The 26059-nt window shown below is 52.7% G+C and carries 27 protein-coding genes and 3 tRNA genes; 20 read left to right on the top strand and 10 right to left on the bottom strand.

Annotated elements, in window-relative coordinates; translation table 11 throughout:
* Positions 1-81: 81 nt before the first annotated feature.
* Genes yjjG through EOS98_RS19465 form a run of 3 tightly spaced genes read right to left on the bottom strand, consistent with a single transcriptional unit; the run spans position 82 to position 1609 of the window.
* Positions 82-759, bottom strand: coding sequence for a pyrimidine 5'-nucleotidase (gene yjjG / locus EOS98_RS19455; RefSeq protein WP_000870686.1), 678 nt, complete (start codon positions 757-759; stop codon positions 82-84).
* Positions 760-780: 21 nt separating this feature from the next.
* The gene (rimI, locus tag EOS98_RS19460) at positions 781-1227 is read right to left on the bottom strand and encodes a ribosomal protein S18-alanine N-acetyltransferase (RefSeq protein ID WP_061378532.1); all 447 of its coding nucleotides are present in this window, start codon (positions 1225-1227) and stop codon (positions 781-783) included.
* Positions 1172-1609 carry a DNA polymerase III subunit psi gene (locus EOS98_RS19465; RefSeq protein WP_000203996.1) on the bottom strand — a complete coding sequence of 146 codons (438 nt, stop codon included), beginning with the start codon at positions 1607-1609 and terminating at the stop codon, positions 1172-1174. Before EOS98_RS19465 ends, rimI begins: the two co-directional genes overlap by 56 nt.
* Before the next feature lie 102 nt (positions 1610-1711).
* Between EOS98_RS19465 and rsmC the strand changes: the two genes are divergently transcribed.
* The 4 genes from rsmC to EOS98_RS19485 all read left to right on the top strand — a co-directional run bounded on the left by rsmC (position 1712) and on the right by EOS98_RS19485 (position 3249).
* Entirely contained in the window at positions 1712-2740 is a 1029-nt protein-coding gene (gene rsmC, locus EOS98_RS19470) for a 16S rRNA (guanine(1207)-N(2))-methyltransferase RsmC (RefSeq protein ID WP_001272293.1), read from the top strand.
* A 190-nt stretch (positions 2741-2930) separates the two neighbouring features.
* Positions 2931-3017: transfer RNA gene (locus tag EOS98_RS19475), tRNA-Leu, on the top strand.
* 27 nt (positions 3018-3044) lie between these two features.
* Positions 3045-3131, top strand: a tRNA-Leu gene (locus EOS98_RS19480).
* 31 nt (positions 3132-3162) lie between these two features.
* Positions 3163-3249, top strand: a tRNA-Leu gene (locus EOS98_RS19485).
* A 31-nt stretch (positions 3250-3280) separates the two neighbouring features.
* On the opposite strand, the gene EOS98_RS19490 is transcribed toward EOS98_RS19485, so the two are convergent.
* Complete coding sequence (locus tag EOS98_RS19490) at positions 3281-3517, bottom strand: DUF1435 domain-containing protein (protein WP_000941879.1); 237 nt, start codon at positions 3515-3517, stop codon at positions 3281-3283.
* A 250-nt stretch (positions 3518-3767) separates the two neighbouring features.
* On the opposite strand from EOS98_RS19490, the gene EOS98_RS19495 reads away from it, so the two are divergent.
* The 3 genes from EOS98_RS19495 (at position 3768) to EOS98_RS19505 (ending at position 6350) form a co-directional block, all read left to right on the top strand.
* Positions 3768-4832: a GGDEF domain-containing protein gene (locus tag EOS98_RS19495; protein WP_126524313.1), complete on the top strand. Its 1065-nt coding sequence runs from the start codon at positions 3768-3770 to the stop codon at positions 4830-4832.
* A 120-nt stretch (positions 4833-4952) separates the two neighbouring features.
* Positions 4953-5741: a siderophore-iron reductase FhuF gene (fhuF, locus tag EOS98_RS19500; protein WP_001727654.1), complete on the top strand. Its 789-nt coding sequence runs from the start codon at positions 4953-4955 to the stop codon at positions 5739-5741.
* Between the two features lie 150 nt (positions 5742-5891).
* Positions 5892-6350, top strand: coding sequence for a YbaK/EbsC family protein (locus EOS98_RS19505; RefSeq protein WP_080095369.1), 459 nt, complete (start codon positions 5892-5894; stop codon positions 6348-6350).
* A 50-nt stretch (positions 6351-6400) separates the two neighbouring features.
* On the opposite strand, the gene bglJ is transcribed toward EOS98_RS19505, so the two are convergent.
* Entirely contained in the window at positions 6401-7075 is a 675-nt protein-coding gene (gene bglJ / locus EOS98_RS19510; RefSeq protein ID WP_127821199.1) for a DNA-binding transcriptional activator BglJ, read from the bottom strand.
* Positions 7036-7761: a response regulator transcription factor gene (locus EOS98_RS19515; RefSeq protein ID WP_000936652.1), complete on the bottom strand. Its 726-nt coding sequence runs from the start codon at positions 7759-7761 to the stop codon at positions 7036-7038. The genes bglJ and EOS98_RS19515 overlap by 40 nt, the downstream gene beginning before the upstream one ends.
* 712 nt (positions 7762-8473) lie before the next feature.
* Between EOS98_RS19515 and EOS98_RS19520 the strand changes: the two genes are divergently transcribed.
* From EOS98_RS19520 to opgB, 6 genes are all read left to right on the top strand, one after another.
* Positions 8474-9250, top strand: coding sequence for a threonine/serine ThrE exporter family protein (locus tag EOS98_RS19520; protein WP_001747536.1), 777 nt, complete (start codon positions 8474-8476; stop codon positions 9248-9250).
* Positions 9241-9714 (top strand): threonine/serine exporter, encoded by a 474-nt coding sequence (locus EOS98_RS19525; protein WP_000511329.1) that lies wholly within the window; start codon positions 9241-9243, stop codon positions 9712-9714. The genes EOS98_RS19520 and EOS98_RS19525 overlap by 10 nt, the downstream gene beginning before the upstream one ends.
* Before the next feature lie 92 nt (positions 9715-9806).
* Positions 9807-10346 (top strand): primosomal protein DnaT, encoded by a 540-nt coding sequence (gene dnaT / locus EOS98_RS19530; RefSeq protein ID WP_000098573.1) that lies wholly within the window; start codon positions 9807-9809, stop codon positions 10344-10346.
* A gap of 2 nt (positions 10347-10348) precedes the next feature.
* Positions 10349-11086: a DNA replication protein DnaC gene (gene dnaC, locus EOS98_RS19535; RefSeq protein WP_000799924.1), complete on the top strand. Its 738-nt coding sequence runs from the start codon at positions 10349-10351 to the stop codon at positions 11084-11086.
* A gap of 57 nt (positions 11087-11143) precedes the next feature.
* Entirely contained in the window at positions 11144-11605 is a 462-nt protein-coding gene (locus EOS98_RS19540; protein ID WP_001090314.1) for a DUF2501 domain-containing protein, read from the top strand.
* Positions 11606-11887: 282 nt separating this feature from the next.
* The gene (gene opgB / locus EOS98_RS19545) at positions 11888-14179 is read left to right on the top strand and encodes a phosphatidylglycerol--membrane-oligosaccharide glycerophosphotransferase (protein WP_001292726.1); all 2292 of its coding nucleotides are present in this window, start codon (positions 11888-11890) and stop codon (positions 14177-14179) included.
* Positions 14180-14347: 168 nt separating this feature from the next.
* Here the strand turns inward: opgB and tsr are convergent, their stop codons facing one another.
* Positions 14348-16009 (bottom strand): methyl-accepting chemotaxis protein, encoded by a 1662-nt coding sequence (tsr, locus tag EOS98_RS19550; protein ID WP_000919512.1) that lies wholly within the window; start codon positions 16007-16009, stop codon positions 14348-14350.
* 366 nt (positions 16010-16375) lie between these two features.
* Between tsr and btsT the strand changes: the two genes are divergently transcribed.
* The 6 genes from btsT to EOS98_RS19580 all read left to right on the top strand — a co-directional run bounded on the left by btsT (position 16376) and on the right by EOS98_RS19580 (position 22672).
* Positions 16376-18526 (top strand): pyruvate/proton symporter BtsT, encoded by a 2151-nt coding sequence (gene btsT, locus EOS98_RS19555; RefSeq protein ID WP_127821200.1) that lies wholly within the window; start codon positions 16376-16378, stop codon positions 18524-18526.
* Positions 18527-18620: 94 nt separating this feature from the next.
* The gene (locus EOS98_RS19560) at positions 18621-18824 is read left to right on the top strand and encodes a YbdD/YjiX family protein (RefSeq protein ID WP_000460616.1); all 204 of its coding nucleotides are present in this window, start codon (positions 18621-18623) and stop codon (positions 18822-18824) included.
* Between the two features lie 10 nt (positions 18825-18834).
* Positions 18835-19791 (top strand): GTPase, encoded by a 957-nt coding sequence (yjiA, locus tag EOS98_RS19565; RefSeq protein ID WP_000187838.1) that lies wholly within the window; start codon positions 18835-18837, stop codon positions 19789-19791.
* 37 nt (positions 19792-19828) lie between these two features.
* Entirely contained in the window at positions 19829-20644 is an 816-nt protein-coding gene (locus EOS98_RS19570; RefSeq protein ID WP_001128426.1) for an AraC family transcriptional regulator, read from the top strand.
* 47 nt (positions 20645-20691) lie between these two features.
* A complete protein-coding gene (locus tag EOS98_RS19575) occupies positions 20692-21333 on the top strand; it encodes a LysE family translocator (protein WP_000438687.1) in 642 nt (213 codons plus the stop codon).
* A 418-nt stretch (positions 21334-21751) separates the two neighbouring features.
* Positions 21752-22672 (top strand): DUF5655 domain-containing protein, encoded by a 921-nt coding sequence (locus tag EOS98_RS19580; protein ID WP_058331410.1) that lies wholly within the window; start codon positions 21752-21754, stop codon positions 22670-22672.
* 76 nt (positions 22673-22748) lie between these two features.
* On the opposite strand, the gene yjiS is transcribed toward EOS98_RS19580, so the two are convergent.
* The gene (yjiS, locus tag EOS98_RS19585) at positions 22749-22913 is read right to left on the bottom strand and encodes a DUF1127 domain-containing protein YjiS (protein ID WP_000397917.1); all 165 of its coding nucleotides are present in this window, start codon (positions 22911-22913) and stop codon (positions 22749-22751) included.
* Between yjiS and EOS98_RS19590 the strand changes: the two genes are divergently transcribed.
* Positions 22880-23023 (top strand): hypothetical protein, encoded by a 144-nt coding sequence (locus tag EOS98_RS19590; RefSeq protein ID WP_001595639.1) that lies wholly within the window; start codon positions 22880-22882, stop codon positions 23021-23023. The two genes, yjiS and EOS98_RS19590, sit on opposite strands and share 34 nt — an antisense overlap.
* Before the next feature lie 94 nt (positions 23024-23117).
* On the opposite strand, the gene EOS98_RS19595 is transcribed toward EOS98_RS19590, so the two are convergent.
* Entirely contained in the window at positions 23118-24488 is a 1371-nt protein-coding gene (locus EOS98_RS19595; RefSeq protein WP_079826866.1) for an NAD-dependent succinate-semialdehyde dehydrogenase, read from the bottom strand.
* Between the two features lie 180 nt (positions 24489-24668).
* Positions 24669-25622, bottom strand: a complete 954-nt coding sequence (locus EOS98_RS19600) for an Rpn family recombination-promoting nuclease/putative transposase (protein WP_000749993.1) — start codon at positions 25620-25622, stop codon at positions 24669-24671.
* Positions 25623-26059: the final 437 nt, after the last annotated feature.

A 26059-nucleotide genomic window follows, 5' to 3' on the forward strand; every position in this document is an offset into this window, starting at 1 on the left:
TCTTGAGTAAGCGCGGCGTTTGACCACGCATGTTGAATACGAAAAATGCGGCTATTTTACCCATCAACCTGGGGGAGGCAATCAGTGTTTACACAGGAGCTGCTCCAGTTCGCTTAATGACGCCACAGTCCAGGTTGGATGAATACCCGCAGGCTGCTCGCGATGATGCGCGTTAAGCCAGCAGGTCGACAATCCGGCGTTAATGCCGCCAAGAATATCGGACTCCGCGGTATCGCCAACCATTAATACGCGCGAGCGGTCAGGATTCCCCGCCTGCTCCAGGGCGTAGTTAAAGATTTTCGGATCGGGCTTCGCGACGCCAACCTGCTCGGAAATCACCAGCAGATCGAAATACTCACGCAGCCCGGTGCGCTCCAGACGAGTTTGTTGTAGCGCGGTAAAACCGTTAGTAATAATACCGATTTTAGCCTGCCCGCGAATCGCATTAAGTAGCGAAACGGCGCCCGGCAAAGGAGAACAGATCTCCGCCATCGCACTAATAAAAGCGTCATTCAGCAGCCCCGGCGCAACGTTTAGCCGTTCAGCCCAACTTTGAAAGCGCGCGTGCTGCAATTGTAATGAGGTAATCGCGCCGTTCTGATAATCCACCCATAGCGGCTTATTCACGGCCTGGTAATCCTGGAAATCCTCAGCGGTAAAGGTGACGCTATAGTCAAGGAACATCCGCTGTAAGCCGGTGAAAGAATCAAACGTAAACAGCGTTTCATCGGCATCAAAGAAAATCCAGTCCCACTTCATCATTACACCTTGCCTCTTTTATTACATGCTTATCGGTAACGCCATGATGATGGCGTCCTCATGCCCTTGTGCCGTGGGATAGTAATTGCGGCGAATCGTCGCCTCGTTAAACCCCAGACTTTCATACAGCGCGATGGCGGCAGCGTTAGAGGCGCGTACCTCCAGCCATAGCGTTACAACCCCACGTTTTTCCAGTTCATCAATCAGATGCTCAAGCAGCATACGCCCCAGCCCCCGACGCTGAAAATCCGGATCGACGGCAATATTGAACAGCGTCGCTTCGTCCAGCACCACCTGTGTAATGGCAAACGCGGCCATTCTGTCATCAGCGGTCAGCTTAAGGTTGAGATACCGTTCGCCCTGGTTGCCGAAAAACGTTTTTTCGCTCCACGGAAACGCATGAGCGCGTTGCTCAATCAGCCAGGCTGCGGGGAGATCGGTCGTGCTGAGGATAGAAATCGTGTTCATGTTCGCAGATTTGTTGCCATAGTGCGGCGCGTGCCGCCGGGTTTGCCCGGAGTTCATTAAACGCCGGCGTCGTGACCTGAGCGCCTTCGAGTTGGAGCGGCGCGTCAGTTCCTAACCGCCAGCTATTACAACGGCTGCCCTGCGGCAGCATGGCGACGCGCTCAGGCGCCAGGGGTAAAACCTGATCGGGACTCACGGTCAACGCGCGTAAAATATCGCGCATTAGCGGCTCGTTCAGCGCGGGTAATTCCTCTGCAACCACGATCAGACGAACGTGCGCGGGAAGGGAAATCGCAATCTCGCCCTGTAGCGCGCCAGGACGTCGCAGCGCCCACTGCGTAATACCCAGTTGCTGTAACTGCCAGTCTCGTCGGGATGTCATAGCGAAACGCTCCTGTAATCAGGGGCGCAAATATAGCAAATCTGTCGAATCTCCGCCATCAAACTACTATAATCGCCGCCAGTCTGAATTAAGGAGCATTCCATGTCTGCTTTTACCCCGGCAAGTGAAGTCTTGCTGCGCCACAGTGATGATTTCGAACAAAGCCGTATTCTTTTTGCCGGAGATTTGCAGGATGACCTGCCCGCGCGCTTTGAATGCGCCGCCAGCCGCGCGTATACGCAACAGTTTCACCACTGGCAGGCGTTAAGCCGCCAGATGGGCGATAACGTCCGTTTTAGCCTGGTCGCGCAAGCCAGCGATGTCGCTGACTGCGATACGCTGATCTACTACTGGCCGAAAAATAAACCCGAAGCGCAGTTCCAGTTGATGAATATTTTGTCGCTAATGCCGGTGGGCAGCGATGTTTTCGTCGTGGGAGAAAACCGCAGCGGCGTGCGTAGCGCCGAACCGATGCTGGCGGACTATGCGCCGCTGAACAAAGTAGATAGCGCGCGACGTTGCGGCCTTTACCATGGTCGTCTGGAAAAGCAGCCGCAGTTTAGTCTCGAATCCTGGTGGGCCGAGTACAACATCGACGGGCTGACCATCAAAACGTTGCCGGGCGTATTCAGCCGTGACGGACTGGATGTTGGTAGCCAACTGCTGCTGTCTACGCTGACGCCGCACACCAAAGGTAAAGTGCTGGATGTCGGCTGCGGCGCTGGCGTGCTTTCCGCCGCGCTGGCTAGCCATTCGCCGAAAGTGCGCCTGACGCTGTGTGACGTCAGCGCGCCGGCGGTGGAAGCCAGCCGCGCCACGCTTGCCGCTAATGGTCTTGAAGGCGAGGTATTCGCCAGCAACGTCTTTTCGGAAGTCAAAGGACGTTTTGACATGATCATCTCCAACCCGCCGTTCCACGACGGAATGCAAACCAGCCTCGATGCGGCGCAAACGCTCATTCGCGGCGCAGTGCGCCATCTGAACAGCGGCGGAGAGTTACGCATCGTGGCGAACGCCTTTCTGCCCTATCCTAAGATTCTGGATGAGACTTTTGGCTTCCATGAAGTCATCGCGCAAACCGGGCGCTTTAAGGTTTATCGTACCGTGATGACCCGTCAGGCGAAGAAATAGTTGGCCTGATAAGCGCAGCGCCATCTGGTTGCATGTGCCGGATGGCGACGCCAGGCGTCTTATCCAACCTACATCTCGCGCCCATTTTTGCAGCAATCAATCTATCCCATGCAATTAACTATTGACGAATAGCTGAAAACCACTAGAATGCGCCTCCGTGGTAGTGATTCTTTTCAAGAATCGATGGTATGCGAAGGTGGCGGAATTGGTAGACGCGCTAGCTTCAGGTGTTAGTGTCCTTACGGACGTGGGGGTTCAAGTCCCCCCCCTCGCACCAAAACCACGTTGATATTGCTCGCACTGGGCGAAGGTGGCGGAATTGGTAGACGCGCTAGCTTCAGGTGTTAGTGTTCTTACGGACGTGGGGGTTCAAGTCCCCCCCCTCGCACCAACGAGGCGATATCAAAAAGTAAGATAACTGTGCGAAGGTGGCGGAATTGGTAGACGCGCTAGCTTCAGGTGTTAGTGTCCTTACGGACGTGGGGGTTCAAGTCCCCCCCCTCGCACCAATTATCTTATCCTTCCTTTGTCTCTTCATTTTCATCCCTGATTCCAGTTCATCATTGCCAACATCATGCCGCCAATAAGCGCCATACACGATGGCAGCAATACAAAATGCCGTAATTGTTTGTGATACAACATCAGCGCAGACAGTAGCAATCCTGATACAATCAACAGCTTCAGCGCATAAGCTGACAGGCCGATAAACGCCAGTCCAACGATAATCACTCCAGGCAATAACACGCCCCATCCGCTGCCTAACGTCCGCTGCAACATGGTTTCACCTCTGGAATTGATAATGATAACCAATATCATATGATATATTTTCTCATTTGTCAGCCAGGGAGAAAGCTAAAGAAATGAGTTTTACTTAACGGTTGATGACACGTATTCAGTAAGGTGATAAATTGTCCGACTGTTAACGTAAAAACAACAACACCTCGCTTTAGGCGACCTTTTCTCATACGTTATTTTCATGTTGGCGCCCGATTCCGTGTATATCACCGATAAATAACGACAATTACCCATGACAACACCATCCTGGCGGTCGCTTCGTATTAAGAAGTATCAGTTTTCTTTACGTCTTTTCTTGTTTCTCAACGCCGTGTCGGCGCTATTTACTCTCGTTTTCCCCCTTTATCAGATCAATGTATTTTGCACGCCAATGATCGGGATAGTGGTCCTGAGCGTATTACTGTTGATATGGCATGGGAAATATGGACAAAAAAGAATTAATCTCCCCTTTATCTCCCTACTCTTTGGGGGAATATGGGCGGCGCATATTGCGCTAAAGTATCCGGCGTTAGGCCATTATGATTTCTCTTTTTTATTGATTTCCCTGCTTAGCGTTCTGTTTATCGGCTCGATAGCCTTTGCCGCGAATATCGTCGCGTTTACGCTCTATTCGCTACCGCCAGTCGCGGTCTGCCTGTGGCTGAACGGTAATGAACAAGGTTTGCGAATTCTCTATTTGCTGGCCCTGCCAATGGTGGGAATCGCTATTCAACATGTTATCCAGAAACGCTACGATAATTTTGCCCAACAGCTCATGTTTAAGCTGCTGGCCGAGCGGGAAACCCTCAATGGCCTGAGCATGCTTGATCCATTAACCGGCTTATATAACCGCCGTGGCCTGCAAAATCGGCTGGATACGTTACAGGCGCCGGGCAGCCATGAACACTACGTCCTGCTATTGGATATCGATCATTTCAAAGCGTATAACGATCACTACGGTCATATGATGGGCGATCAGGCGTTAATCCGCGTCTCAGCGGCAATTCGGAACGCCGTGCGATCGCGCGATGTCGTCTGCCGTTTTGGCGGGGAAGAATTTCTGGTGTTGCTGACCACCGCCGAACCACAGCAAGCCCGCGCTACCGCAGAACGTATCCGACAGGAAGTATACGATCTTAAAATCCCGCATATGTTTAACGAAAGCGTCGCCACCAATGTCACTGTCAGTATCGGCATTGCGCCCCTGACGGATCGCAATATCGGAGACGCTATCGAAAAAGCGGATAAAGCGCTCTACGAAGCCAAGCATCTTGGACGTAACCACATTCTGGTCAGCGACGACATGCGCGCCCTATGAATCCTGCTGACGTAATCGTGCTACGCCAACAGCGTTAACCATAAACCGCTTGCCATCGTTTATCGCTATCGATAGGATTAGCAATCATTATCATTTAGATTAACATCATTAAACTGCGCTATGGCCTACCGTTCCGCACCGATTGCTGACGATATTATCTGGCGAGCTGCTCCCCAGCCGGAAGACGCCTCGCTGGCGGACGCAGTACGCGAGACGATCGCCTCTACCCGTGAGCACCTGTTGGACTTCATCCGGCTGGATGAAACACCGCCGCCAACGGCAATGACTCTTGCCCAGTGGACGCGCCCCGCGACGTTTCGTTCATTGCTGGCCGCCTATTCCGATCACATCTATCGGCACACGCCAGGCCTGCCACGTGAAAATAAACCGTTACTCTCCCTGTGGGCGCAATGGTATATCGGGCTGATGGCGCCGCCGCTGATGCTGGCATTACTGACGCAAGCGCGCGCTATCAATGTCTCGGCAGAACATATTCACGTTGAATTTCATGAAACCGGGCGCGCCGCGTGTTTCTGGCTTGATGTGCATCAGGATAACCTGGCAACGGAGCGTTCCCCGGAAGAACGAATGGAAACGCTGGTAGTCTCCGCACTACAGCCGGTCATTCAGGCGCTGGAGGCGACTGGCGACATCAACGCGAAACTTATCTGGAGCAATACCGGTTATTTAATCAACTGGTATCTGACTGAGATGAAACCGCTGCTTGGCGAAGCCCTGCTGGCAACGCTACGCCAGCGCTGTTTTTTTGAAAAGCAGCTATCCGACGGTCAGGATAACCCGCTGTGGCGGACCGTCGTAATGCGCGACGGTCTTCTGGTACGCAGAACCTGCTGCCAACGTTACCGCTTACCTGACGTACAACAGTGCGGCGACTGCACGCTAAAGTAAACTGCGTTACGTTGCCTTCAGTTATCGTCACGGCTTACTGCTGCTGGCCTGTCACATTATTATATTTACAGCGGCGCTCTCCGTATGCCAAATTACGTTTTGCCATTTTTGGGTCTACCGTGGCTATTGGTAAGGTCTCAGGAGAGAAGAATGAGTCTGCAATCTGTACGGCAATTTCTGGCCGATCATGCTCCCGATATTGAAATTATCGAATTAAATCAAAGTACAGCGACTGTCGAGCTGGCAGCCAAAGCGCACAACGTAGAGCCAGGGCAGATAGCTAAAACGCTCTCGCTTAAAGTAAAAGACGCCATTATCCTGGTGGTCGCGAAAGGCGATGCCCGCCTGGATAATAAGAAGCTTAAAACCACTTTCGGCGCAAAAGCCCGTATGTTGAGCAGCGATGAAGTGGTCAATGCAACCGGACATCCTGTCGGCGGCGTATGTCCCTTTGGGCTGGAGCACCCGCTGCCCGTTTATTGCGACATCTCTCTGAAGGGGTATAACGAAGTATTGCCTGCCGCAGGCGCCACGCACAGCGCGGTACGCATCACGCCGGAAAGAATGGCTGAACTGACATCGGCGACCTGGGTAGACGTGTGCCAATAACGTGCCTGACACCCGGATTCCCCGAACAAGCACGGCGCATCCGGCGCGGGCTATACCCGATGCTGGAGCGCGGTACCATCTCCGGCGCGCAGATATAACAGAATATCCGCCGCATCGAGTAACCCGGCATCAGAACTCACGCCCAGCTTGGACATCACATTAAACTTATGCGCCCGGATAGTCTTAATGTTACGTTCTAACTGGACGGCAATTTGCGGCATTGAGTAGCCGTTCGACATGAAACGCAGAATCTCCCGCTCGGTTGGACTAAGCATACAATTCTGGTGAAGTTCCCAAAGATTGTCTGTACGCTCCGTTGTCCGCCGGGCGCTATTAAGCGATGTAAATAAGGCATCCTGTAAAACATCCAACGGCGACGCTTTGCTGATGACCCCATCCAGCGGCAGCGGGGATAATGCGCTGATTAAGCGGGCTTCAGCATCATCATCGGCAATCACCAGACGCCGCATATGGGGACAATTTATCGCCAGTTCCGTCAGGCTGGATAATCCTGTCCGGCGTTCAGTTCTTAACGCAGAAAGAGAAAAAATAACGGCAGAAAACGGCGTCTTTAGCGCAGCCTTATAAAACGCGGATGGTTTTGAAAAAATATGAAGCGTATGTCGGCAATCCGGCATTGCATCAAATAGCCCTTTAATACCAATGGTGCTCATCACGCATTTTTCTACGAGCGCAACATTTCTCTTGCTGATTCTGTTTTCCATTCCATGGTTTCTCCATATACCGAAGGTAGGTTCAATTCTCTGGCTCCCTGAGAACTGTTTATCCATGCATACATCTCTGCATTACTGTGTATTGATAAGCGTCGCATGGCGCTATTTTTTTGGGCGCTAATTGTTTTATTACTTTTTTTAAGTAACGCCGCAATTTGGTTAATGCCCCACCCTTTTCCTAAAAGGCGTAATACTTTTCGTTCAGACAGCGTAAGGACAATCGGCCTGTCGTGGGCCTGCTGAATTTCAGACGGTACCTGAGGCGATAATAACGTTTTACTTATTCTTTCTGAGCGAGCGTTTCCCGCATGGATAACGCTAATAAGATTCTCGATTGGCTCTTCGTCTGAAAGCAAGGTGCTGACGGGGCCCATCAGGAGATCAACCGCATGTGGATAGCAGGATTTAGGAACCAGAAATACCCAATGTATGTCGCGATATTGCGAGATTAAGCTATAAAAATATTCGCAGATAGCGCGGGGAGAGGCATTGTTAACTGCTAAATCAGCAATAACTAAATTACTTCGGCGTAGCTGTAGCAGCGTTAGCTCTTCTATCGTACGACAATACGCCAGTTTATAATCGGGGAAATTACCTGTTATAGCCCCTTTAAGGCCTTCCTGTATAAGAGGGGTTTTACTGATAATAAGTCCATTTTTGCAGCATCCTGGCAGCATAATTCCTCCGCACCCACGCCGCCCCCTTTCATTGCCCCATTAATAAAAACACTATTAACAATGATCGCAAAGAAATATAGGCCGAGTGGATTAATTATCCTTGTTTTATTTTTAAATATCTAACATTGATTGCGCTACAATCCACATAGCACAAAAACATGAAATCACTATCGCATAGTTACTCATAAAACCAGAAGCAAGACAATTAAATTAACTAAATTTGCACATTAGCAATTCTAACGAAAACGCATCATATTAATAAATTTAAAATATGAGTTCGCCCTTCATTCATATTGCTGAGTCCTAAAACAAAAGCCCAACAATACTGTCCACCATCCATAAAACCCATGTAATATCTACGAATTACACTAAGTCATGCCTATTTTTACGCCCGCTGCTCACGCCATTGTGGTTAAACCATTAATGCATATCGTTGATAAAATTCACCACATCATTGATTCAAAAATGAGCGGCCAGGCTGGCATAATGCCTCTATTCTGGAAACGGACATACGAGAACCGTCGCCCATAAGGATATCCTGCCTGTGACGAAGCGCACGTCTCAGGAAGCTTATGCGTTGCGTCTGGCGGTTGACGTTTTTATCAACAAGAAATTGATCTTAACCAACGCCATCATGCCTGCGCTTCGTGTTAAAAAGAAAGCCTCTGTCATAGTGGCGGCGCATAGAATGTCTTTTCGGACAGGACGAGTCATGCAAGAAGAGCAATCAATTCAACGAGCAGTAACACGGTTATGTATTCAATGCGGGCTGCTTTTATTGCAGCACGGGGCGGAAAGCGCACTGGTTGATGAGCTTTCCACCCGCCTCGGTTTGGCGCTCGGTATGGATAGCGTCGAAAGCGCGATCTCCTCTAACGCCATTGTCCTGACGACCATTAAAGACGGACAATGTCTGACATCGACACGTAAAAACCAGGATCGCGGCATTAATATGCACGTCGTCACGGAGGTTCAGCATATCGTTATCCTCGCGGAACATCGTCTGCTGGATTACAAAGGCGTGGAAAAACGCTTTAGCCAGCTCCGCCCGCTGCGTTATCCGCGCTGGCTGGTGGCGTTTATGGTCGGTCTTTCCTGCTCCTGCTTTTGTAAGCTGAATAATGGCGGCTGGGATGGCGCGGTTATCACCTTTTTCGCCAGTATGATAGCCATGTATATCCGCCAGATGCTGGCGCAGCGGCATTTACATCCGCAGATCAATTTTTGCATTACCGCCTTTGTCGCTACCACGATTTCCGGGCTGATGCTCACCCTTCCCGCCTTTAGCCAGACGCCCACTATCGCCATGGCGGCGAGCGTACTGCTACTGGTGCCGGGCTTTCCGCTGATTAATTCCGTCGCAGATATGTTTAAAGGACATATTAATACCGGGCTGGCGCGCTGGGCTATCGCCAGCCTGTTGACACTGGCCACCTGTGTGGGCGTAGTGATGTCAATGACAATATGGGGGCTACGAGGATGGGTATAATCGACTTTTTACTGGCGCTAATGCAGGACATGATCTTGTCTGCGATCCCCGCCGTCGGGTTTGCGATGGTCTTTAATGTTCCCCACCGGGCGCTTCCGTGGTGCGCGCTACTGGGGGCGCTGGGTCATGGCTCGCGTATGCTAATGATGAGCGCTGGCTTTAATATCGAATGGTCGACGTTTATGGCTTCGCTGCTGGTCGGCAGTATTGGTATTCAGTGGTCACGCTGGTATCTCGCTCACCCTAAAGTGTTTACCGTCGCGGCCGTGATCCCGATGTTTCCGGGGATTTCCGCCTATACCGCGATGATTTCCGCAGTAAAAATTAGCCATCTGGGCTATAGCGAACCGATGATGATTACGCTGCTGACCAATTTTCTGAAAGCCTCTTCCATTGTTGGCGCGCTCTCAATTGGCCTCTCTGTACCGGGATTATGGCTGTACCGCAAACGCCCCCGCGTGTGAATGGTGGAACGCCTCCTGCTGTTCTTACAGGTCTGTGTGGTACTATAAAAACAGTCGCCCTTCTCGGTTGTTGTTCCATATTGAGAAACATTATGTCTTCCAGAATTTTAACGTCGGACGTCATCGGTATTGACGCCCTTTTACACGATCATCATGCTGTGCTGGCGAAGTCAACGGGCGGCGCAGTGGCGGTATTCGCTAATAATGCGCCTGCATTTTATGCCGTGACGCCTGCACGCATGGCTGAACTGCTGGCGCTTGAAGAAAAGTTATCACGTCCGGGAAGCGATGTGGCGTTAGACGCGCAATTTTACGAAGAACCCGAAGCCGCCCCCGTTGCGATTCCCTGCGGAAAATTCGCCATGTATCCCGCCTGGCAACCGGATGCGGATTTTCAGCGTCAGGCTGCCCTTTGGGGCGTGGCGCTTCGGGAGCCGGTCACCGCAGAAGAGCTGGCGGCGTTTATCGCCTACTGGCAGGCGGAAGGTAAGGTTTTTCACCATATCCAGTGGCAGCAAAAGCTGGCGCGCAGCGTGCAAATCAGCCGTTCCAGCAATGGCGGAATGCCGCAGCGCGACATCAATAGCGTCAGCGAACCTGACAATCATATTCCACCAGGTTTTAGGGGGTAACGATGAAAAATGTTGGCGACCTGATGCAGCGTCTACAAAAAATGATGCCTGCGCATATTACGCCGGCGTTTAAAACGGGCGAAGAATTGCTGGCGTGGCAGAAAGAGCAAGGCGAGATCCGGGCGGCGGCGCTGGCGCGGGAAAACCGGGCGATGAAAATGCAGCGCACCTTTAACCGTTCCGGCATTCGACCGCTGCATCAGAACTGTTCGTTTGATAACTATCGGGTTGAGTGCGACGGACAAATGAACGCGTTAAGCAAAGCCCGACAGTACGTTGATGAGTTTGACGGCAATATCGCCAGCTTTGTCTTTTCCGGCAAGCCGGGAACCGGTAAAAACCATCTCGCCGCGGCTATTTGTAACGAGCTGCTGCTGCGCGGAAAGTCGGTACTGATTATCACCGTAGCGGATATTATGTCAGCGATGAAAGACACGTTCAGCAATCGGGAAACCAGCGAAGAGCAGTTGCTTAACGATCTGAGTAACGTTGATCTGCTGGTGATCGACGAGATCGGCGTGCAGACCGAATCCCGCTATGAAAAAGTGATCATCAATCAAATTGTCGATCGTCGTTCCTCGTCAAAACGTCCCACCGGCATGTTGACGAACAGCAATATGGAAGAGATGACGAAAATGCTTGGCGAACGCGTCATGGACCGTATGCGTCTCGGCAACAGTTTATGGGTTAATTTTACCTGGGACAGTTACCGCAGCCGGGTGACAGGTAAAGAGTATTAAATTGCAACGTGCGCCAGGGCGATACAACGCCTGGCTGGCATAACACAGGTGATTACCATGAATACAGCGAAACATGTTCTGTGCTGCGCGGCGATCGCCAGCGTACTGATTTCCACCAGCGGTATTGCCGCCAGTCAGTTAAGCGCTCAGGGCGCGAACGCACAGCAGGGCGGGATGTCGCTTTCTGCGCTAACCGGTCTGCTCAGCAGAGGTGCCCAGTCACTCAGCGCCGATAATATGAATAATGCCGCCGGTATTTTGCAGTACTGCGCCAAACAGAAACTGGCGTCCGCTACCAACGTGGAAAACGTTAAAAATCAGATTCTGAACAAGTTGGGGTTGGATACCACACAGCAGGAGCAGGACACTAACTACCTGAACGGCCTGCAAGGGTTGCTCAAGACGAAGGACGGCCAGCAGTTGAACCTCAATAATATCGGCAGTACGCCGCTGGCGGAAAAGGTGAAAACCAAAGCTTGCGATCTGGTGTTGCAGCAAGGGCTGAATTTCCTCTCCTGACTGCGTTTTTCTGACCGTGCGCCACGCCGGGACGCCCTGTTAAAAGCCGTGTTTTGGCCTTTTACCCGCCAACACGGCATTAACCCGATTTTTCTCTTCGTCTTTTCCTGTTATTAACCGCTATGGCAGGAAGTGATGCCGATCAAAAAACCAACTTTCTAAACTCATTCTAAATAACAGCGCCGTGTAAAGTTATTAGAATTGCAGCAATGTGACATCGCTATTACATTGTTAGAAATTTTTTCCTGCCAGCGATAAGCCTGGTTTATTGAGGATCGTCAGTTGTCCGAGTTGCTCTCTGTCGCTCTGTTTCTCGCCTCTGTGCTGATATATGCCTGGAAGGCGGGCCGTAACACCTGGTGGTTTGCCGCCACTCTCACGGTGCTGGGACTTTTTGTCATTCTGAATATTACCCTGTATGCCAGCGACTATTTTACCGGCGACGGGATCAACGACGCAGTGCTTTATACGCTCACGAATAGTCTGACGGGAGCGGGAGTCGGCAAATATATTCTGCCGGGAATCGGCATTGCCCTGGCGTTAGTGGCGGTATTCGGCGCGCTGGGATGGGTACTACGCCGCCGCCGTCACCATCCTCATCATGTCGGTTACAGCCTGCTGGCGTTACTGCTGGCGTTGGGTTCGGTCGACGCCAGCCCGGCGTTTCGCCAGATTACCGAACTGGTAAAATCACAAATGCGCGATGGCGATCCGGATTTTGCCGTTTATTATAAAGAACCAGCAAAAACCATTCCTAATCCGAAGCTCAATCTGGTCTATATCTACGGCGAGAGCCTGGAACGGACCTATTTTGATAATGACGCGTTCCCCAATCTCACGCCAGAGTTGGGCGCGCTGAAAAATGAGGGGCTGGATTTCAGCCATACCATGCAACTGCCGGGAACGGATTACACCATCGCCGGGATGGTGGCTTCCCAGTGTGGTATTCCGCTGTTTGCGCCGTTTGAGGGCAATGCGTCCGCGTCGGTTTCCAGCTTCTTCCCGCAAAATATTTGCCTCGGCGATATTCTGAAAAACTCCGGCTACCAGAACTATTTCGTGCAGGGCGCTAACCTGCGTTTTGCCGGGAAAGACGTGTTCCTGAAATCACACGGATTTGATCATCTGTACGGCGCTGAAGAGCTAAAAACGGTGGTGGCGGACCCATCTTATCGTAACGACTGGGGCTTCTACGACGATACGGTGCTTGATGAGGCATGGAAGAAATTTGAAGCGCTTTCCCGCTCAGGCCAGCGTTTTTCGCTGTTTACGCTGACGGTGGATACCCATCACCCGGACGGTTTTATCTCACGCACCTGCAACCGCAAACGCTACGATTACGACGGCAAGCCCAACCAGTCCTTTAGCGCCGTAAGTTGCAGCCAGGAAAACATCGCCGAGTTTATCAACAAAATCAAAGCGTCACCATGGTTTAAAGATACCGTTATCGTCGTCTCTTCCGACCATCTGGCGATGAATAATACGGCCTGGAAATACCTGAATAAGCAAGATCGCAACAATCTGTTTTTTATTCTGCGCGGCGATAAACCGCAGCAGGAGACGCTGGCGGTCAAACGCAACACGATGGACAACGGCGCAACGGTGCTGGATATTCTCGGCGGCGATAATTTTATCGGTCTGGGACGTAGCAGCCTTTCCGGGCAGTCGCTGTCGGAAGTGTTCCTGAATGTAAAAGAGAAAGTGCTGGCGATGAAGCCGGATATCATTCGCCTGTGGAATTTCCCGAAAGAGATAAAAGATTTTACCGTCGATCGGGACAAAAACATGATCGCGTTTTCCGGCAGCCACTTCCGCCTGCCGTTACTACTGCGCGTATCGGATAAGCGTGTTGAACCGTTACCGGAAAGTGAATACTCCGCTCCGCTACGGTTCCAGTTGGCCGACTTCGCCCCGCGCGATAATTTCGTTTGGATCGATCGCTGCTACAAAATGGCGCAGCTATGGGCGCCGGCGCTGGCGCTCTCCACCGACTGGTGCGTCTCGCAGGGGCAGCTTGGCGGGCAGCAAACCGTACAGCATGTCGATAAAGCGCAGTGGCAGGGTAAGACGGCGTTTAAAGACACGATGATCGATATGGAACGCTACAAAGGCAACGTCGATACCTTAAAGATTGTCGATAACGATATTCGTTATAAAGCCGATAGCTTTATCTTTAATGTGGCGGGCGCGCCGGAGGAGGTGAAGCAGTTTAGCGGCATTTCCCGGCCGGAGTCCTGGGGGCGCTGGTCAAATGCGCAGTTGGGCGATGAGGTTAAAATCGAATATAAAGCGCCGCTGCCGAAAAAGTTTGATCTGGTGATCACCGCCAAAGCCTTCGGCGACAACGCGAATCGGCCGATTCCGGTACGCGTAGGCAACGAAGAGCAGACGCTGGTGCTGGGTCACGATGTGTCCACTATCACGCTGCATTTCAACAACCCGACGGACGCGAATACCTTAGTCATTGCGCCGCCCGCTCCCGTCTCCACCAACGAAGGTAATATTTTGGGCCATTCGCCGCGCAAATTGGGGATTGGCATGGTGGAGATCAAAGTGGTGAATGTTGAGAGTTAAAAGAGAATGTCATATATGCCGGGTGGCGGCTGCGCCTTACCCGGCCTACACATCATCTTTATCAATAAACTGGCGCACAGGCCTGATAAGCGAAGCGCCATCAGGCAAAAGTGTGAACATCTCATCCGGCCTACGATCATCTGTAGGCCGACTGTTCACCATACGCCCTTAAAACGTTTCCCAATTATCGCTGCCGTCGGCCACAGCGGCCTTTGGTGACGACACGGCTGCCGGGGTTTTTACCGCTGCCACATCACGCGCACGCTGCTGTTGCTGTTGAATACGGAACACCGCGACGGCCTGGGTCAGACGGCTGGCTTGCTCTTCCAGCGCCGCAGCCGCGGCGGCGGACTCTTCCACCAGCGAGGCGTTCTGCTGCGTTACGCGATCCATCTCCGCTACCGCCAGGCCCACCTGGTCGATACCACGGCTTTGCTCGTCAGACGCCGAGGCAATCTCGCCCATGATATCGGTCACGCGGGTCACTGCATTGACGATCTCATCCATGGTTTCACCGGCGCTTTCGACCAGCGTCGAACCCACATCAACACGGCTCACGGAATCCTCAATCAGACTCTTGATCTCCCGTGCCGCCTGCGCGCTACGCTGGGCCAGATTACGGACTTCACCGGCCACCACCGCGAACCCGCGTCCCTGCTCGCCTGCGCGCGCCGCTTCTACCGCCGCATTCAGCGCCAGGATATTGGTCTGGAAAGCAATGCCGTCGATTACGCTGATAATATCGGCGATTTTCTGCGAACTGGAGGCGATATCGCGCATTGTTTGTACGACGTTATCCACTACTTTGCCGCCTTTTTGCGCTGTTTCAGAGGCGCTCAATGCCAGGTGGCTGGCCTGACGGGCGTTTTCGGCGTTCTGTTTCACGGTGGCGGTCAGTTGTTCCATACTGGCGGCGGTCTCTTCCAGAGACGCTGCCTGCTGCTCAGTACGGGAAGAGAGATCGTTGTTACCCATCGCAATCTCGCTGGCACCGCTATAGATTGCATTCGCGCCGTTACGTACATCGCCAACGGTACGCATCAGTTCACTTTGCATATGACGCAGGTTTTCAGCCAACTGCCCCATTTCGTTGGAGCCTTCCACGTCGATACGCTTCACCAGATCGCCGCTGGCGATATGACGAATGCTTTCAATCAGACGATTCATCGGGGCGATAAGCGACAGTTTGATGCCGAACCAGACGGCGATAATGACCACCAGAACGGCAATCAGCACACTGACCAGTACCCACATCGCCTGGTTGTAGGAACTGTTGTTATCCTCAACAGCAATATCGTACAGACGATCGTTTTGCTGCATATAGGCCATGTACTGCTTCTCAAAAGCGTCCTGATAGCTTTGAGTCGGTTGATCAAAAAACTCGTTAATCTTACCCGCGCCAAGAAGCTGAATAAGCTCCGCCAACGCGCCGTGGTAGATATCATAGGTTCGTTTGATCTCAAGGAAAGCCGCTTCACTCTGACGTGGATCGCGCGGTAACGCCTCATACTGCGCCCAGTTTTTTTCGGTCAGCTTCAGCGTATTGGTCGCCCCCTGCATCAGTTCAGCGACAGTTGCGCCGCTGCCAATATTGCTCTGGTCCATCATCCAGCGGATACCCGCGCGATTCAGGGTATTACGCGTTTGCAACAGCTCCACCCAGGTTGCATTCAGGGCAGACTGCTGCTGACGAATGGTTTGCAATACGGTGAAGTTTTCTTTGTCATTCTTCAGCGAGTTGAAGAACAGCCCGCCGGATGTCAGTTGTAAAAGGCCAAATAGCGCCAATACCAGCAGTAAGCTGGTAACAATTTTAATTCGCTTTAACATGTTTTCTCTTTCCGCTAGACAGATACAGAATTTTCGGCCTGGAAAGGGAAAACTTTATGGGATGCGCGCCATTAATATCACGATTAGCTCAGTTAAGTCGTTATGACGCCCCGCGCAACAAGGATCGTCCCATTTTATATCGTGATCTCAATCACATAAAATAGCCCACGCCCTCCTCTGCGAAACCGCTTACCGGTACGTCCGACCGCTTAAACCGCCATACAACCACTCACTGATTTACCTAACTTTACGCGCGCGATGATCTGGCAAGATCCTCTCAGCATAGCAGTCAATCTACCTCCTCAAACACGAACTCAATATCCACCCAGCTTCGGCTGATAATTAAACTTACAACCAGGTTTTACTATGGATACGAAAAAGATATTCAAGCACATACCCTGGGTGATTCTCGGAATCATCGGTGCTTTCTGCCTCTCGGTTGTTGCCCTACGTCGGGGTGAACACGTGAGCGCCCTGTGGATCGTGGTCGCTTCCGTTTCCGTCTATCTGGTGGCTTACCGCTACTACAGCCTGTACATCGCCCAGAAGGTCATGAAACTCGACCCGACGCGCGCGACGCCGGCGGTTATCAATAACGACGGCCTGAACTACGTGCCGACTAACCGCTACGTGCTGTTTGGTCACCACTTCGCCGCCATCGCCGGCGCAGGTCCGCTGGTCGGGCCGGTATTGGCCGCGCAGATGGGCTATCTGCCGGGGACACTGTGGTTACTGGCGGGCGTAGTGCTCGCGGGCGCAGTGCAGGACTTTATGGTGCTGTTCATCTCTTCCCGCCGTAACGGCGCCTCTCTTGGCGAGATGATCAAAGAAGAGATGGGTACCGTTCCAGGCACCATCGCGCTGTTCGGCTGCTTCTTAATTATGATCATCATCCTCGCGGTGCTGGCATTAATTGTGGTTAAAGCGCTGGCCGAAAGCCCGTGGGGTGTCTTCACCGTCTGCTCCACGGTGCCGATTGCGCTGTTTATGGGCATCTACATGCGCTTCCTGCGTCCGGGACGCGTAGGCGAAGTCTCCGTTATTGGTATCGTGCTGCTGGTGGCGTCTATTTACTTCGGCGGCGTGATTGCCCACGACCCTTACTGGGGCCCGGCGCTGACCTTTAAAGACACCACCATTACCTTCGCGCTGATCGGCTACGCCTTTGTTTCCGCGCTGCTGCCGGTATGGCTGATCCTCGCCCCGCGCGACTATCTCGCTACCTTCCTGAAAATCGGCGTGATCGTCGGTCTGGCGCTGGGGATTGTGATCCTCAACCCGGAACTGAAAATGCCGGCATTGACGCAGTATGTCGACGGAACCGGCCCGCTGTGGAAAGGCGCCCTGTTCCCGTTCCTGTTCATCACCATCGCCTGTGGCGCCGTCTCTGGCTTCCACGCGCTCATCTCTTCCGGCACCACGCCGAAACTGCTGGCCTGTGAGACCGATGCGCGTTTTATCGGCTACGGCGCGATGCTGATGGAGTCCTTTGTTGCGGTGATGGCGCTGGTGGCGGCCTCGATTATTGAACCGGGTCTCTACTTCGCGATGAACACCCCGCCGGCAGGTCTGGGCATTACCATGCCAAACCTGCACGAGATGGGCAGCGAGAACGCGCCGCTGATTATGGCGCAGTTGAAAGACGTTACCGCACATGCAGCGGCGACCGTCAGCTCCTGGGGCTTTGTGATTTCCCCGGAACAAATCCTGCAAACGGCGAAAGATATCGGTGAACCGTCAGTATTGAACCGCGCAGGCGGCGCGCCAACGCTGGCAGTAGGTATCGCGCATGTGTTCCACAAAGTCCTGCCGATGGCGGATATGGGCTTCTGGTATCACTTCGGTATTCTGTTCGAAGCGCTGTTTATCCTGACCGCGCTGGATGCGGGTACCCGTTCCGGCCGCTTTATGTTGCAGGATTTGCTGGGTAACTTCGTCCCGTTCCTGAAAAAAACCGATTCTCTGGTCGCGGGTATCATCGGTACCGCAGGCTGCGTCGGTTTGTGGGGCTATCTGCTGTATCAGGGCGTGGTCGACCCGCTGGGCGGCGTGAAGAGCCTGTGGCCGCTGTTCGGTATCTCTAACCAGATGCTGGCCGCCGTGGCGCTGGTGTTGAGCACCGTGGTACTGATCAAAATGCAGCGCACCAAGTACATCTGGGTGACGGTAATCCCGGCGGTATGGCTGCTGATCTGCACCACCTGGGCACTGGGCCTGAAACTGTTCAGCGCCAACCCACAGATGGAAGGTTTCTTCTACATGGCAAACCTGTATAAAGAGAAGATTGCCAACGGCACCAACCTGACCGCGCAGCAGATTGCCAATATGAACCATATCGTGGTGAATAACTACACTAACGCTGGTTTGAGTATTCTGTTCCTGGTGGTGGTGTACAGTATTATCTTCTACGGTTTCATCACCTGGATGAAGGTACGCAACAGCGATAAACGTACCGACAAAGAAACCCCGTATGTGCCCGTGCCGGAAGGCGGCGTGAAGATCTCTTCACACCACTAAAACTGATGCCGGGTAGCGCACAGCGATCCCGGCTAGTGTAGGCCGGATAAGGCGCAAGCCGCCATCCGGCTTTATTCATTAACAGGACGGCAGAATGTTTGATACTTTAGGTCAGGCAAAAAAATATCTCGGCCAGGCGGCAAAAATGTTGATTGGTATTCCGGACTACGACAACTATGTCGAGCACATGAAAACCAACCATCCCGACAAGCCGTACATGACCTATGAAGAGTTCTTCCGCGAACGTCAACAAGCACGTTACGGCGGCGATGGCAAAGGCGGTATGCGCTGTTGTTAATGGAGAGACTATGACCCCGATTGCAGTTACCCTACTTACCGGTTTTCTTGGTGCCGGCAAAACCACCCTACTACGCCATATCCTCAACGAACAACATGGTTTTAAAATCGCCGTTATCGAAAACGAATTTGGCGAAGTCTCCGTTGACGATCAACTGATTGGCGATCGCGCTACACAGATCAAAACCCTGACCAACGGCTGCATCTGCTGTACCCGCTCCAACGAGCTGGAAGATGCGCTATTAGACCTGCTCGACAGCCGCGACCGCGGCGATATTGCTTTCGACCGTCTGGTGATTGAATGCACCGGCATGGCTGACCCCGGCCCGATTATTCAGACCTTTTTCTCCCATGACGTATTATGCGAACGCTACCTGTTAGACGGCGTGATTGCGCTGGTCGACGCGGTGCACGCTAACGAGCAGATGAACCAGTTCACCATCGCCCAGTCGCAGATAGGCTACGCCGACCGTATCCTGCTGACCAAAACCGACGTGGCAGGCGACAGCGAGAAACTGCGCGAGCGGCTGGCGCGTATCAACGCCCGCGCCCCGGTTTACACCGTGGTACACGGCGATATTGACCTGAGTCAGTTGTTTAATACCAGCGGCTTTATGCTGGAAGAGAACGTGCTGGCAAGCCAACCGCGTTTCCACTTTATTGCCGATAAACAGAACGATGTGTCGTCAATTGTGGTGGAACTGGATTACCCGGTGGATATCAGCGAGGTTTCGCGGGTGATGGAAAACCTGCTGCTGGAATCAGCGGATAAACTGCTGCGTTACAAAGGGATGCTGTGGATCGACGGCGAACCCAACCGCCTGCTGTTCCAGGGCGTGCAGCGTCTCTACAGCGCCGACTGGGACAGACCGTGGGGCGACGAAACGCCGCACAGCACGCTGGTGTTTATCGGGATCCAGTTGCCGGAAGACGAGATCAGAGCGGCGTTTGCGGGGTTAAGGAAGTAAACGGGCGCAGAAAAGCCGGGACCGCACAGGAGATTGTATGCCCCTTATCCGAGATATTCACCAACGCTTCTGGCGTCTGCCACAACTGCCGTGGCTGGAGCTACGTACCACCAGTGAAAGCCGTCAGGCCTATAAGCGCCACAGCCACCCGCAACTGTCGCTGGGCGCAATCATCGCCGGAGAAACCCGCTGCATCAGTAACGGGCAAGAGTATCTGTTACGCCCCGGCGAGCTGATCCTGATCCCCCCGCAATCTCCACACAGTTGTAACCCGCTCCACGAGCGACCACGCAGCTATCATATGCTGTATCTCGATGCGGACTGGTGCCTGACGCAACTTCCCCATTTGCCGGCGGATAGCCGCCTGCATACCACGCAGCCACAGTTGCAGGACCCGCAGCTTTTCCAGCTTTATCAGCAAATTGTGACGTCTATTACTCAGCAGCAAACCGCCGGACTTCCGGCGCTTATTATCCACCTGTTGCGCGCCCTGCCGCTACAAAGTGCCGACGCCGAACCGCCATGTGCCATCAGCCGCCAGTTGGTTGCCCGCTTAGTCAGCAACCTTCAGGAACCGCCGACGCTGGACACACTAGCGCAGGAGTTTGCGCTCCGTAAGGAGACTCTGATTCGCACTTTTAAGCAGGATACAGGCCTGACTCCTGTCAGCTTTACCAATATGGCCCGCATTGAATATGCCCGGCACCGATTGCGCGCCGGGGACGATATTGCCGATGTTGCCTATCAGACCGGTTTCGCCGATCAAAGTCATTTCCACAAAACCTTCGTCAGCTACACGGCGGCAACGCCGCGTCAGTACGCGCAGAACAGATCAATATCCGACAATAAATAGCGCATCCGCAGGTATAGGCTGGCCTCAGTATCATCACTGAGGTTATTATGGAACAGGTTACAACGTTATTTCCCCCGGCGTTTCCCGCACTGGCGCTGGCGCATTTTATGGCGCTGCTCAGCCCGGGCCCGGACTTCTTTTTGCTGGTCGGTTACGCCGTACGCTATCGGCTGCGCGGCAGCGTCGGACTGTGCCTCGGCATTGCGGCGGGAAATGGGCTCTATATTCTGCTGGTGGTGATTGGGTCAGGGCTACTACGTCAGACGCCGCTGCTCTTTACCATCATCGAACTATTGGGTGCCGCCTACCTGCTATGGGTGGGCCGTCAACTGTTGAAAAGCCGCGCCGGGCCGCTGGAGTGGCGGTACGCCGCATCGGCATGTCCGTCACTGGCAAAACAACTATTACTGGGGCTAGGTTCATCGCTGTTGAATCCGAAAAATGCTCTGTTTTATCTGGCGCTAATGACAGCCCTGCTGGGCCCAAACGTGACCGTTACACAGCAGGCCATATGTGGAATCTGGATGACCAGCGTAGTGTTACTCTGGGATCTGCTGCTGATAACGCTTATCGCCCTGCCGCAAATTCAACGTCGCTTGGGTAATCTTGTCTGGAAAATTGAACGCGCCGCCGGCGGCATTCTGATCGCCTTTGGCTGCTGGATTGTGTGGCAGTTCATTACCAGTTAAATCGATGAGGGGCAGCTTTATACGGTGGTCAACGTTGCCCGGGCAGATGAACAGGGTCTGCATCATTCGAACCCTTTCCTTCTTATAATGCTGACGCCGCCATAAATTAACCTGCCCCAGAAACCAATAAAGCGACTAAATAGCCGCTTTATTCTCATCACCAAATATAATATCACCTCTCATCCAGCGGCTTATTTTCATTGGTTTTCAGCTGGACTTTTCTTCTGTAAGACGCGCAAATTGCTGTAACAGCGTCGGATGGCGCTAACGCTTATCCGACCTACGGCCCGCTGCCCGGTAACTACCTGCTGTCGGGCTTATAACATATCTCACCTCCAAAAGCCCGATTTCCGCTTTTATCTCTTTTATCTCTTTTCACATAACGTATGATAGTGCGCAGAAAATTCAGGAGGGATCCATGAGCGATATCCAGCTTTTCCGCCTCGGTGGCGGGAAAGTACAAGAACTGCCGGGCAAAGCCGCAGCCATTGAAAAAGATCTGCAAATGCTGATCGAATCCCATATGGAAACATTCCTTGGCGTCCGCTTTCTCGGCACCGAATACCGCACGGGTAAAACCCATCGTGGGCGAATTGATTCCCTCGGCCTCGATGAAAATAACTGCCCGGTGATTATTGAATATAAGCGCCACAGCAATGAAAACGTCATTAACCAGGGGCTCTTTTATCTCGACTGGCTGCTCGATCATAAAGCGGAATTTCAGTTGCTGGTGATGGAGAAAATAAATAAAACCGCGGCCAAAGCCATTGACTGGTCCGGCACACGGTTAATCTGTATTGCCGCCGATTTTAATAAATACGACGAACATGCCGTTCAGCAAATCAACCGCAATATCAACCTGATTCGCTATAAGCTTTTTGCCGACGACCTGTTAATGCTGGAACTGGTTAACGCCGTGGTCGAAAATAGCCCTCAGTACATCATCGCGAACGGTTCCGTCAGCAGCGGTAAACGCCATACCCGCACGCAGCGCGAACAGCTCTCTTCGGCCTCTCCCGCGCTGCTTTCATTATATGAACAGCTAAAAAGCTATGTGCTGTCACTCAGTGATGAGGTTCAGTTTAAAGAGCTTAAGCTCTATGACGCCTTCCATCTCATTCGTAACTTTCTGTGCGTGGCTGTTTATCCCGTGACCGACCCACACCTACGCCTGTGGCTGAAAATCAATCCACAGCATATCCAGCTTGAAGAAGGATTTAGCCGGGACGTCACGCATATTGGCCACTGGGGAACCGGCGACGTCGAATTGATTGTGCGTAACGAACACGACCTGGATAAAGCCAAACTGCTGATCGAGAAAGCCTGGCAGGAAAATTAGCGTTCCAGGATACCCGCCTACTGGAGAGGTTAAGATAAGATTATCCAGCCTTTCCAGTTTTACTGGCTCTTATCTGTTATTCCACATCCTTCCTTTCCAACCCGATATCCCTTAACTGCTCGTCACTCATTCGTCGCAGCGCCTGACAGGCCCGCTTACGCAGCCACCACCTTTTTAGCGCCCGTCTGAGCTGCACAAAGCCAATGAATGGTTGTCTGGGGCGGTTCTCGTAAAATTCCATACCGGCCTCCGCATAGAACAGAAAATGCGGGCATCATGAATGTCTGTACAAACAATACCGGGATAAAAAGCACGGTTAGTGCAACGTGGATAAATAAGGAGGGCAATTGAGGGGGTTTTGTTCGCTTATTTCGTTCTGATTTAAGATCCGCGTCCTTCGCTGCAAAAAGCCAGGCCCCTCCCGATTTCAGAGGGGCAACAGGGATTAGCGGCGCACCACTACCAGCTTCTGGTTCACAAACTCCTTAATCCCCAGATCCGATAGCTCGCGTCCGAAGCCCGAACGCTTAACGCCGCCGAACGGCAGCTCCGCTGCGGTGTCGGTCAGCCAGTTGATATAAACCATCCCGGTTTCAATCCGGGAGGCCATGCGTTTAGCGCGTTCGATATTCTGACTAAACACCGCGCCGCCCAGGCCGTAGTGGGAATCGTTGGCGAGTTTTACCGCCTCATCATCGTCTTTCACCACATACATCTGCGCCACCGGGCCGAAGAACTCTTCAAAGTACGCCGGGTTGTCACGCGTAATATTGGTCAGAATCGTCGGCTCAAAGAAGTTGCCTTTGCTTTCCAGCGGCTTGCCACCAACGTGCAGCGTCGCGCCATTTTTCACCGCTTCCTCGACCTGTCTGGTCAATGTTTCCAGCGCATCTTTCGACGACAGCGGCCCCAGTTCGGTAGAAGCGTCCATCTGATCCCCCACCTTCACCTTCCTGAACGCCTCGGTGAACTGGCTGAGGAATTGATCGGCGATTTTCTCATGCAGGATAAAGCGCTTCGCCGCCGTACATACCTGCCCCGCATTAGTGAGCCGTGCCTGCACGCCAATTTTCACCGCTTTCTCAAGATCGGCATCGTCCAGCACGACGAACACATCGTTCCCGCCCAGTTCCAGCGTCGATTTTTTAATGTGCTTCGCCGCCTGTGCCGCCACGGCGCTCCCCGCTTTTTCAGATCCGGTCAGCGCCGCGCCCTGCACGCGCGGGTCGGCGATGATATTCGCCACCTGATCGGAGGAAATAAACAGGTTGGTCCATGCGCCTTCCGGCGCGCCGGCTTCACGCACCAGATGAGCAAACGTCTCGGCGCAGTGCGGTACGATGCTGGCATGTTTCGCCAGCACCGGGTTACCTGCGGCCAGGTTCGGCGCCAGCACACGCATCAACTGATAGTACGGGAAGTTCCACGGCTCAACAGCCATGATGACGCCAATCGGATGATGTTCTACCCACGCGTCGCCAAACTCGGTTTTATAAGGCACCGGGGCAAGAAACTGCTTCGCGTTATCCGCATAATAGCGAGCGATCTGCGCGCATAGTTTGACTTCGCCACGGCTTTGCTCGATGAGCTTGCCCATCTCCTGGCTGGCGATTTTTGCCAGTTCTTCAACACGGCTGTCGATCAAGTCAGCCAGCTTATGCAGTACCGGCAGACGTTGGTCAATCTCTCCTTTGGACCAATCGGAGTGATAGAGCGCGTCAGCTTTTTGCAGCGCGGCTTCAATATCCGCGTCCGTGTGCGGGGGATACTCTTTAATGAGCTGATTATTGGCAGGATTCACTGTCTGGTAAGCCATATCACATGTCTCCTTGTTATCGTCATTAAGGCAGCCGTAAATGCCGCTCAGAACAATAAGGGTAGTAGAGATGGCTGGCGCTATCGGTAAAGTTCGGTATATTCGTGAGGTTATCAGCGATAATTATAGAGCGCGTTGCCCGGTGGGCACCGGGCCTGCAACATTCAGACTGGAACCGCGTTAGTGACTAACATCCTGAAGCTCTTCAGCCGTAAGGCCGGTGAACCGCTGGACAGTCTCGCGGTCAAGTCCGTCCGCCAGCATCTGTCTGGCGATACGCAATGCGGCAACATGCTGACCTTTTTCCAGCCCTTTTTCTAATCCTTCCTCCAGACCGAGCTGTCTCCCTTGCCGTTCCCCTTTTCTGCGATCCGCTGCGCGGATCCTCTCTATCAGCGTCATCAGTCTCTCCTTAGTGTGCGGGACATGCCCTACCACATCACGAATAAACGTGGTGAAACGAGGCGTATGTCCGTGCTGAATCATAAGATAATTAAACAGCGCTTTAAGCTGCCTGTCATTAGCGCAACCAGTAACTAACAGCGAAGCAATCCGTTCAACCAGTCCCAGCAGGTCCCGCTGGCGGATATGTTTTTGGATGAGCTCCAGCAGCGCAATGCGGCGGTGCTGCATAATGTCATCATCCGATACCACCGTAATATCGACCAGCGGAAAGGCAGCGGCATAGAGTCTTCTTGCCACTTCCGGGTTCGCAAACTCATCCAGCCAGCACAGCGAAAAAGGATACGGGCTATCAACACCGTGATAAAACAGCATCGGCACCACCAGCGGAAGATGCTTATGCCCCGCATCCAGATGCTGTTGCATTGCCGCCATCGCATACCGCATCAGCCGAAACGCCATATGCGCATCCGGCGTGCTCTGATGTTCAATCACGACATAGATATAACCGTCGCCCTCGCGCGTTTTCAGCGACCAAAGCACATCGGAATAATAGGCTCGCAGATTTTTTTCAATAAAACTGCCGGGTTCCAGCTTTAGCGTCCGCAGGTCGCAAAGCTGGCGTAACGACACCGGCAGATGAATCTCCATAAAATCGCGGGCGGTTTCCGGGTGGCGCAAAAAGGTTTTAAACACCGCATCATGCGGTGTTGAGGTCGTCGATTTTTTCATGGCGCTCCGTCATCCCAAACCAGGATGCTGCGACTCTACCTCCTGAAAATTCCTTTCTCATCCGTACCTTTTCAGCATTGCGAGGCGCGACGAAAGATAAATCCTGTTATCTGTAATGCATATGCATTTTCGGAACTGAACACGCAAAATGCCAGTCTGCGCGCCCTGCCTTTATCTTTATTAACCAGACAAACTCTTTTGATTAACATCAAAATTTAATTACACTTAATGTGTATATTTTCCGTGCAACGTAAATTTCCCGAGGTGTGATGTGCTGATTGTTATCTGTAATCGCCACACGTTCTGACGAGATTCAGAACGCGTCTCTTCCTGTCTGTGTTTTCACCGGCAGCGTTTTTGATTACATGAAATTCAGTACATCCGCAGCCGCTGTTTCCATCGCCTGCCTGACGTCACGATGACGGTATTGAGTTTCG

The sequence above is a fragment of the Salmonella sp. SSDFZ69 genome, from assembly GCF_004010755.1.
Lineage (GTDB): Bacteria > Pseudomonadota > Gammaproteobacteria > Enterobacterales > Enterobacteriaceae > Salmonella > Salmonella enterica.